The organism is Nocardioides sp. NPDC051685, from assembly GCF_044453405.1.
Taxonomy (GTDB): Bacteria; Actinomycetota; Actinomycetes; order Propionibacteriales; family Nocardioidaceae; genus Nocardioides.
The window spans coordinates 145,325-154,794 of record NZ_JBITCR010000012.1; the positions used below are offsets into that span (position 1 = coordinate 145,325).

A 9,470-nucleotide genomic window follows, 5' to 3' on the forward strand; every position below is an offset into this window, starting at 1 on the left:
TCGGCGGCCGGGGAGGCGGAGGCGAGGACGGGGGAGGCGGGGGTGAGGTCGGCGGAGGAGGCGGGGTGGGACGCGCGGTGGGGATCCGGGTCGCGTCCGGGTCGATCGGGTTCGCCGGCTCAGGCGTCGGAGGCGTCGGAGGCGGCGTGGGCCGCGGCGTACCGGGTCTCGTCTTGTCCTGGTCGTCTGGCCCCATGTCGCACGCCCCGCATGTCAGTGAAGTGGAGCGACCGGGCCGAGCGACCCGAGTCGTAGGGCACATCGTAAAGACACTTCGCGGAATCCGCAGCCGAGCCCTTCAGTAACGGCGAGGATCGGGGCGGCCACGGAGGTCACCAGGGGGTCTGCGGCCAGTCGCGTCTGTCGGTGAATGAACGTTCGTTCGCGGGTCTGTCGGTGAATGAACGTTCGTTCGCGGGTCTGTCGGTGAATGAACGTTCGTTCGCGGGTCTGTCGGTGAATGAACGTTCGTTCGCGCGTTTGCCGGTGAATGAACGTTCGTTCGCCCGCGGGCGAGCCTGCTCGGCCACCAGATGACGTCGCCGAGGTCGAGGTTGATGGCCGTGACCAGGATGGAACGGACGACGAGGGTGTCGAGGAGCACGCCGAGGGCGATCGCGAGGCCGATCTCGATGAAGCTCACGTGCGGCAGCGTGGTGAGCACCGCGAACGTCGCGGCCAGCACGATGCCGGCGCTGGTGATGACCCCACCGGTCGCCGACAGCGCGACGAGCGAGGCCCGCCGGGTGTCGCCGTGGGCACCGGCCCGTCCTGCAACGGCCTCCTCGCGGACCCGATGCATCAAGAAGATGTTGTAGTCGATGCCCAGCGCGACCAGGAACACGAAGACGAACAGCGGGAACTCCCGCCCCTGCCCGGCGAATCCCATCGCGTCGAAGATGATCGCCGAGAGGCCGAGCGCCGCGCCGAAGCTGAGCACGACGGTGGCCATCAGCAGCAACGGGGAGAGGACCGAGCGGAGCAGGATCATCAGGATGATCAGCACCAGCCCGAGCACCAGCGGCATCACGACCTTGGTGTCGCGGTCGGTTGCCGAGGCCATGTCGAGCTGGATCGCGGCGGTGCCGGTGGCGAGCGCGTCGGCCCCGTCGACGGAGTGGACCACGCTGCGTACGTCATCGACGGTGTCGAACGACGCCTTCGACATCGGGTCGGTGGACAGCGGGACCGCGGTCAGCGCGATCTCGTGGGTGCCGTCGGTGACCGGGGTGACGCCCTCGTAGCCCGCCGCGGTCAGCGCCTCGACGACGTCCTTCTCGCTGCCCGGGGCCGAGACGACCTGGATCGGGTTGGACGGATCGCCCAGGTCGTGCTCCTCGAGCAGCCGGTCGCCGATCAGCGAGGGAAAGTCCTTGGTGTAGGTCTCCGAGCTGTCCAGGGTGGTGATGTTGAGCATCGAGAGCCCGCCGCAGCAGGCCAGCAGCACGGCGGCGGTGCCGATCCAGACCGTCCGCGGCCGCTTCCGGATCCAGCCACCGAGCCGTGCCCAGATGCCTCCCTGCTTCTCGCCGGATGCGCCGTACGCCGGCTTGACCGGCCAGAACACCCAGCGACCCGTGATCACCAGCAGGGCCGGGAGCAGGGTCAGCATCACGACGAGGCCGGCGACGATGCCGATCGCGCAGACCGGGCCGAGGCTGGCGGTCGACCCCATGGTGGCGACCATCAGGCCGAGCATGCCGACGGTGACCGTGCCGGCCGAGGCGATGATCGCGGGGGCCGACCCGCGCAGCGCAGTCGCCATCGCGCGATGGCGGTCCTCGTGGCGGCCCAGCTCCTCGCGGTAGCGGGCGATGAGCAGCAGCGCGTAGTCGGTGCCGGCGCCGAAGACGAGCACGTCGAGGATCGCCCGGTTCATCTGGTTGAGGGTCAGGCCGGCGTACCTCGCGCAGAGGTAGACGACGCCCATCGACACGACCAGTGCGACCAGCACCGAGACGAGGGGAAGGAACCAGAGCACCGGGCTGCGGTAGGTGATCAGCAGGATCACGATGACCACACCGGCGGCCGCGTAGAGCAGCGCGCCGCCGATCCCGGCGCCGGCCTCCATCTGGTCGGCGGTGGAGCCACCCGCGCCGCCGATGTGGACGTCGACGCCCTCGATCTTCGTCATCTCGACCAGGTTGTCGCGCAGATCGAGCAGGGCGGTCGGGTCCTCGTCGGCGTAGTTGACCACGAGCGAGACCGTGGCGACCTCCCCGTCGGCGGAGACCAGACCCTGCTTCTGGCCCTGCTTCTCCCCGGTCGGGTAGGCGATCGCCGGCATCACCGGAGATCGAGCCTGTCGAGATCCCCCGTTTTCCGATGATCCGGACGCCTGGCTCGTGACCCCGTCCAAGGACGCGATCTCGGGGATCTGCAGCACGATCGCGGTGTAGTCGGCCTTCGTCAGGCCACCCTCGCGGTGGTAGACGATCGTCGTGGTCAGGTCGTCGGGGTCCTGCACCTTGGCGAGCTCGTCGATCGCCCGGGTCGACTCCGCGTTGGCGGGGAGCCAGTCGGAGTTGTCGTGGGACTCGACGTCGCCGAGCTTGCCGGTCAGCGGCCCCACCAGGACCAGCATCACCAGCCAGAACCCGAGCACCACCCACTTGGTGACGGGTCCGGTGATGGCGCTCGCGATCCGCTCAGGCATACGTCCATGCAACCAATGCCCGCCGGGGCAAGGTCACAGCGGGACGCTCGGGCCGGCCGTGGTTGTAAGCGAGTTCACAGCCGGCCGGGTGGTCAGGCCAGCCACTCCTTGACCTGCGCGATCGACGCGAGGCCGTCGGTGCCGAAGGCGGGAGTGACCTGGAGGCTGGTCACGCCGGCCTCCTTGAACGCCGCGATCCGCTCCTTCACGAACGACTCCGGTCCGACCAGGTTGCCGGCCTCGAGCCAGGCCTCGGGGACCTCGGCCTCGGCGTCGCGCTTGTGGCCGTCGAGGTAGAGGTCCTGGATCTTCTTGGCCGCGTCAGCGAAGCCGTACTTCACGGCCATGTCGTTGTAGAAGTTCTTGCCGCGGGCGCCCATTCCACCGACGTACAACGCCATCAGGCCGCGCATCGTGTCGCGATGACGCTTGGCCTCGTCGGGGTCGTCGGTGATCGCGAGCAGGCCACCGGCAGAGATCTCCAGGGGCTTCAGGTCCGCGGACCGCTTGGCCAGGCCCTTGTCGATCGCCTCGCCCCACACGTCACGGGCCTTGTCGGGCAGGAAGAGGAACGGCAGCCAGCCGTCGGCGACCTCGGCGGTCATGGTGACGTTCTTGTCGCCCAGCGCGGCCACCCAGATCGGGGTGTCGGCGCGCTCGGGCCGGTTGAGCAGCTTGAGCGGTTTGCCGAGCCCGGTGCCCTGGTCGGCCGGCAGCGGGATCTTGTAGAGCCCGTCGCTCTGCAGCCGCTCGCCCCGCAGCCCGGCGCGCAGCAGGCCGATGATCTCGCGGGTGCGGGCCAACGGCTTGTCGTACGCCACCCCGTGGAAGCCCTCGATGACCTGGGGCCCGCTCGCGCCCAGGCCCAGGATCGCGCGGCCGCCGGAGACGTTGTCGAGGCCGGCCGCGGTCTGGAGCAGTGCTCCCGGCGTACGGCTGTAGATGTTGAGGATGCCCGAGCCGAGCTCGACCCTCTCGGTCTTCGCGGCCAGGTAGCCGAGCAGGGACACCGCGTCGAAGCCGTACGGCTCGGCGACCCAGAGCTGGTCGAGTCCGGCCTTCTCCAGGCCGACGACCTGGTCCGCGGTCTCGCGCGGGTTGCCGAAGTAGGTCAAGGGCATCGCAAGCTTCATGCTGGGCTGCTTCATGCTGGGAGGCTACCGTGGGCGCGTGACGGAGATCAGGTTCGGATACAAGGCGTCCAACGAGCAGTTCGCACCCACGGAGCTGCTGAACTACGGCGTGATGGCGGAGGAGCAGGGTTTCGACTCGGTCTTCATCTCCGACCATCTCCAGCCCTGGCGACACGACGGCGGGCACGCGCCGTTCGCGATGACCTGGCTGGGCGCGCTCGGCGCGCGCACTGAGCGGATCGTGATGGGCACCTCCGTGCTCACCCCGACGTTCCGCTACCACCCGGCGATCGTGGCGCAGTCCTTCGCGACCCTGGGGTCGCTCTTCCCTGACCGCGTCGTGCTCGGGATGGGCACCGGTGAGGCGATGAACGAGGCCCCGCTGGGTGTGGAGTGGCCCGAGGGCAAGGTGCGCTTCGCGCGGTTCCGCGAGGCCGTGCGGGTGATCAAGAAGCTCTGGACCGAGGACCGGGTCACCTTCGAGGGCGACTACTACCAGCTCGACCGGGCGACCATCTACGACAAGCCGTCCACCCCGGTCCCGATCTACCTGGCGGGTTCGGGGCCTGCCGCGACCAAGTACGCCGGTCGTGCCGGTGACGGCTACATCACCACCTCCGGCAAGGGCGCCGAGCTCTACACCGACACGCTGCTCCCGGCCGTGCGGAACGGCATCGAGCTCTCCGGCCGCAAGCCGGAGGACGTCGACATGATGATCGAGGTCAAGGTCTCCTTCGACCACTCGCTCGAGGACGCCATGGAGGCGACCCGCTTCTGGGGAGCCCTCGGCCTCACCCCCGAGCAGAAGCACTCCGTCGAGGACCCGGTGGAGATGCAGCGCCTCGCCGACGCGCTCCCGACCGAGGCGACCGCCAAGCGGTTCATCGTCTCCACCGACCCCGACGAGCACGTCGCCCGGATCAGGGAATACCTCGACATGGGCTTCACCCACCTGGTCTTCCACGCTCCCGGCCCGGACCAGGCGAAGTTCCTGAAGCTCTACGGCGAGGAGATCCTCCCCAAGCTTCGCGCGCTCGTCTGAGCCGATAGACGAACCAGGGCCCCGGCCGGGAGACCCACTTCACTCGCACAACGGCCGGGACCCTGGGAGGACCGCCCCACATACGTGGTACGTCGTGCGGATGGTTTGTGTTGCACCGGTTTGACATTGATTGCAAAATCGGTCTCCCGGCGGCCGACCAGGGCTTACGCTCGCCAGCCATGGAACCGTTCGTGGACGCCGCCGAGAAGCACCGGCGCGAGCTGAGGGTGCACTGCTACCGGATGGTGGCGAGCTTCGACGAGGCCGAGGACCTGGTGCAGGAGACCCTGGTCAAGGCGTGGGAGCGGCGCGACCAGCTGACCGACACCGAGGCGATGCGCGCCTGGCTCTACCGGATCGCGACCAACACCTGCCTCGACTTCCTGCGTCGCAACGAGCGGCGGCCGAGGACGTACGCCCCGCTGCCGGGGTTCGACCACGGCACCGGTGAGCCCCCGGAGATGCTGGAGTGGCTCCAGCCGTTCCCGGACTCCCTTCTGGAGCCGGAGCGTCCCGAGGAGGAGGCGGTCGCGCGGGAGACGATCGAGCTGGTCTTCCTGACCGCGATCCAGCACCTGACCCCGCAGCAGCGGGCGGTCTTCGTCTTCCGGGAGGTGCTCGGCTGGTCGGCCGCCGACACCGCGGCGGCGCTCTCGGTCAGCGTCGCCACGGTCAACTCGCTGCTCCAGCGGGCCAAGCCGGCGCTGCGCCGACACCTGCCCGAGGACCGGTCGACCTGGCGCACCGAGGGACCGACCGAGGAGGAGCGCAAGGTCATCGACGCCTACATCGCGGCGGGGGAGAGCAACTGGCGTGAGGGCATCGCCGACCTGCTGACCAGCGACGCCGTGCTGACCATGCCGCCGAACCCGTTCTGGTTCTCCACCCGGCAGGCGCTGATCGACTTCGTGCTGCCCAACCTGGATCCGTCCTCGCCGACCTACCTCGGCGAATGGCGCTTCGCCCCGGTGAGCGCCAACCGGATGCCGGCGGTCGCGGGCTACGTACGCCGGCCGGGGACGACGATCTTTCGCCCGCAGACGCTCGACGTGCTCCGGGTGGTCGACGGCAAGGTCGCCCAGGTCACCACTTTCGAGCCCCATCTCTTCCCCGCCTTCGGGCTCCCGCAGGCGCTGACCTGAGCACTGGTCGGAAAGAAGTTCGGGGCTACCCGATGAGTGGATGGGGTGGCGTACGTCCTAACGGGCAGATCACGCGCACCAGGTGCGTGACGACAGCGACGCGCGCTTCGCGCGCGTGGCTCCCTCGCTCGGCACGAGGACGAGCAAGCTCGCCTCGGCCTCGCTCACTCACCACAGGAGACATCGTGAACGCACAGCTTCAGGACCGCACCGCCATCGTCTGGGGCGGCGCGGGTGACATCGGCTCGACCACCGCGAAGGCCTTCGCCGAGGCGAGTGCCAGGGTCTATCTTGCCGGCCGCACCGAGGCCACGCTCGCGGCCCGGGCCGAGGAGGTCGGCGCCGCCGGCTACGGGGTGGTCGACGTGCTCGACGAGGACGCCGTGGTCGCCTTCGTGGAGCGGGTCGTCGCCGAGACCGGCTCGCTCGACATCTCGTTCAACGTCGCCGACCGTGGCGACATCCAGGGGCAGCCGCTGCTGGAGATCTCGGTGGCGGACTACACCCAGCCGGTCGTACGCGGCATCACCGGCTCATTCAACACGGCCCGCGCGGCGGCCCGGCAGATGGTGGGGCAGAACCGAGGCGTCGTGATCGCGCTCGACTCCGGCTCCGCCCGTGGCTCGGCTCCCGGCATGGGCGGGACCAGTGCCGCCGACGGTGCGCTCGACGCGCTGGTTCGTGATCTGGCGGCCGAGGTCGGGCCCTCCGGCGTACGCGTCGTGGGGATCTGGACGGCCGGCATCACCGAGACCTTCACCGCGGAGAAGTTCGAGCGGGTCCTCGGGACGCGGCTCCCGGAGGAGGCCCTCGACGGGATCCGGGCGAACCTCGACGGGATGCGGATGACCAAGCGGTCGCCGCGGCTGCGGGAGGTCGCCGACACCGCGACCTTCCTCGCCTCCGACGGCGCCGGTGCGATCACCGGCACCTGGCTCAACGTGACCAGCGGGATGTACCCGAGCTGAACCGGGTTATGGTTCCCGGCATGTCTTGGACCAGGGGTGAGCCGCTCACCGACGTACATCGGGAGCGGCTCATCGCCGCAGGGCTCGATCCGGAGGTGCTCACCGGGCTCGAGTTCAGCGAGATCACCGGACCTCTGCCGGAGTGGTGGCACGAGGGCGGAAACGCGCTCTACCTGCGCGACGGGTTCCGCCTCGACGAGCGGCTGATCGACCTGCTCGGGTTCTATCCGTTCTCGGACGCGCTGATCGTGGTCGCGACCGACATCACCTCGATGCAGGCGCTGCTGGTCGGGGGCGATCGGCCGACGATCTTCATCGGCCCGGACACGAGCATGGTCTGGGGCGAGATCTACTGCGGCGGCGACTCCGCGGTGATCCTCTCCGGCGGCCTCGTCGCCACCTCGCGCGCGCAGATCGACGCCCGCAACGGCGGCTCGATCGTCACCGCCCCCGACCAGCTCTGGGCGGCCAACGTCTATGTCGCCACCGACGACATGCACCGGCTCGAGGATGGCGAGACGGGGCAGCGGATCAATCCGTACGGAGCCAACATCCGCATCGGCGAGCACGTCTGGCTCGGTCGCGACGCCATCGTCACGGGTCACGTAGAGATCGGCGACGGCGCGGTCGTCGGGATGCGGAGCATGGTCCGCAACCAGAAGGTCGAGCCGCGTACGGCCGTCGCCGGTGTTCCCGCCCGGCTGATCCGCGAGAACGTCGTCTGGTCCGGCGAGGACACCCCCTGACGGTGCCGAACCGAACGGCCCGCCGCTCGTAACGTCCCATTCACATTGCGCCCGCCGCGGCGTCGCCGCCGGAACGCAGGCTTGAGGCCATGGCATCGGCCCACCGCCCCCTTGTGATCGGCCATCGCGGAGCGCCCGGCTATCTGCCGGAGCACTCTCTGGAGTCCTACCGCCTGGCACTGCGCCAGGGTGTGGATGCGCTCGAGACCGACGTGGTGATGACGCGCGATGGCGTGATGGTGCTCCGGCACGAGAACGAGCTCACCCGCACCACGGACGTGGCCACGCGCCCGGAGTTCGCGGAGCGGCGTACGACCAAGGTGATCGGCGGCAAGAAGTGGACCGGCTGGTTCACCGAGGACTTCACCTTCCCCGAGCTGCTCAGCCTCGGCGCGCCGACGACCAGCCAGCCGATCATCACCCTCGACACGCTGCTGCTGCTCGTCGCCGACGAGTCGCAGCGCCGCGGGCGCCGGGTCGGGCTGCACGTCGAGGTCAAGCACCCGACGTACTTCGCCTCCATCGGCCTCCCCGTCACAGAGATCCTCCTGCAGACCCTCGCCGACCACGGCGTGGATGCCTGGAACGGCCTCCCGGGTCTGCCCACGCAGCGGCTGTGGCTGCAGAGCTTCGACGAGGCGTGGGTGCGGGAGATGAGCACCCGCACCGAGCTTCCGCTCGTGCAGTTGGTCGACAAGAAGTGGGGTGCGGTCGACTGCGCTGAGATCGCGACGTACGCCCAGGCCATCGGGCCGAAGAAGTCGATGGTCCGCAAGAAGGCGCAGCCGCCGACCGGCCTGGCCGACGAAGCCCACCGGCACGGCCTGAAGGTCTTCGTCTGGACCCTGAAAGCAGGCCGTGACCAGGCGAATCGCCTCTTCGAGGCCGGGGTCGACGGGGTGTTCGCCGACTACCCGAACCGGCCGATCGCGGCTTTGGCCGACATCACAGCGTCGCAGACCGCCTGAGGCTGGCCCGCCCCCGTAGGGTTTGGGGCATGCCGCCCCTCAACGCAGACCGTGCGGTCCTGATGGCTGCTCGCGAGGTTCTGCTCAAGGACCCTCGCGCGACCATGGCCGCGGTCGCCGAGGAGGCGGGGATGGGTGTGGCCGGGCTCTACCGCCGCTACGCCAACAAGCAGGCGCTGCTGCGGGCCGTCGCCGCCGACAACTACCGCCGCTACATCGCCTTCGCGGAGGCGGCGCTGAGCGACACCGACGACCCCTGGCACGCGTTCACCGGGTTCCTGCGCCAGGTGCTCGACGACGGTCTCCCGCGGCTCTCCCTCGCCCTGCGCGGCGAGCTCGACTTCGACCAGGGCCTACGTGACCTGGACAAGCTCGCCGTCCACACCACCAACCGACTCCTGCGCGGCGCCCGCGGCAGCGGCATCCTCCGCCCCGACGTCACCCGCACCGACATCACCGTGCTCCTCGAACAGATCGGTCGCATCGACGTAGGCGACGACGTACGCAGCGCCGCCCTCCGCCGCCGCTACCTCGCCCTCATCTGCGACGGCCTGCGCGCCGACGCGGCCAGCCGCCGCCTCCCCGGCCCGCCTCCGCACGAGGCCGAGCTCCTCGGGGGTTGGGCGGGGGAGATCTCCAGCGTCTCCTAGCTTGGCGTTGCGGGGTGGTCGGGGTATCGGTGTCTGGCGCGCTGGCCGGTCGCTTCTCACTTGCTGATGACCGCCGACCCGTTACGCAGGGTGTTCTCGGTCTGGCCCGGAATCCTTGGGTCGCGCACGTGCTTGGGATCTCGGGCCTGCCGAGACGTCACTCGC

8 protein-coding genes are annotated in these 9,470 nt (G+C 69.6%); 6 read left to right on the forward strand and 2 right to left on the reverse strand.

Annotated elements, in window-relative coordinates; all coding sequences use genetic code 11:
• Positions 1 to 298: 298 nt before the first annotated feature.
• Both ACIA03_RS25905 and ACIA03_RS25910 read right to left on the reverse strand, forming a co-directional pair.
• The gene (locus tag ACIA03_RS25905) at positions 299 to 2,656 is read right to left on the reverse strand and encodes an MMPL family transporter (RefSeq protein ID WP_396987934.1); all 2,358 of its coding nucleotides are present in this window, start codon (positions 2,654 to 2,656) and stop codon (positions 299 to 301) included.
• 92 nt (positions 2,657 to 2,748) lie between these two features.
• On the reverse strand, positions 2,749 to 3,804 hold the full coding sequence (locus ACIA03_RS25910) for an LLM class F420-dependent oxidoreductase (RefSeq protein WP_396987936.1): 1,056 nt from the start codon (positions 3,802 to 3,804) through the stop codon (positions 2,749 to 2,751).
• Here ACIA03_RS25910 and fgd point away from each other — a divergent pair.
• The 6 genes from fgd (at position 3,803) to ACIA03_RS25940 (ending at position 9,305) form a co-directional block, all read left to right on the forward strand.
• Positions 3,803 to 4,831 (forward strand): glucose-6-phosphate dehydrogenase (coenzyme-F420), encoded by a 1,029-nt coding sequence (gene fgd / locus ACIA03_RS25915; protein ID WP_396987938.1) that lies wholly within the window; start codon positions 3,803 to 3,805, stop codon positions 4,829 to 4,831. The two genes, ACIA03_RS25910 and fgd, sit on opposite strands and share 2 nt — an antisense overlap.
• A 179-nt stretch (positions 4,832 to 5,010) precedes the next feature.
• Positions 5,011 to 5,973: an RNA polymerase subunit sigma-70 gene (locus tag ACIA03_RS25920; protein WP_396987940.1), complete on the forward strand. Its 963-nt coding sequence runs from the start codon at positions 5,011 to 5,013 to the stop codon at positions 5,971 to 5,973.
• Between the two features lie 185 nt (positions 5,974 to 6,158).
• Complete coding sequence (locus tag ACIA03_RS25925; RefSeq protein ID WP_396987942.1) at positions 6,159 to 6,941, forward strand: SDR family NAD(P)-dependent oxidoreductase; 783 nt, start codon at positions 6,159 to 6,161, stop codon at positions 6,939 to 6,941.
• 20 nt (positions 6,942 to 6,961) lie between these two features.
• Positions 6,962 to 7,687 carry an acyltransferase gene (locus ACIA03_RS25930; RefSeq protein WP_396987944.1) on the forward strand — a complete coding sequence of 242 codons (726 nt, stop codon included), beginning with the start codon at positions 6,962 to 6,964 and terminating at the stop codon, positions 7,685 to 7,687.
• Positions 7,688 to 7,776: 89 nt separating this feature from the next.
• Entirely contained in the window at positions 7,777 to 8,655 is an 879-nt protein-coding gene (locus tag ACIA03_RS25935; RefSeq protein ID WP_396987946.1) for a glycerophosphodiester phosphodiesterase family protein, read from the forward strand.
• 29 nt (positions 8,656 to 8,684) lie between these two features.
• Positions 8,685 to 9,305 carry a TetR/AcrR family transcriptional regulator gene (locus ACIA03_RS25940; protein WP_396987948.1) on the forward strand — a complete coding sequence of 207 codons (621 nt, stop codon included), beginning with the start codon at positions 8,685 to 8,687 and terminating at the stop codon, positions 9,303 to 9,305.
• The last annotated feature ends 165 nt before the right edge of the window (positions 9,306 to 9,470 follow it).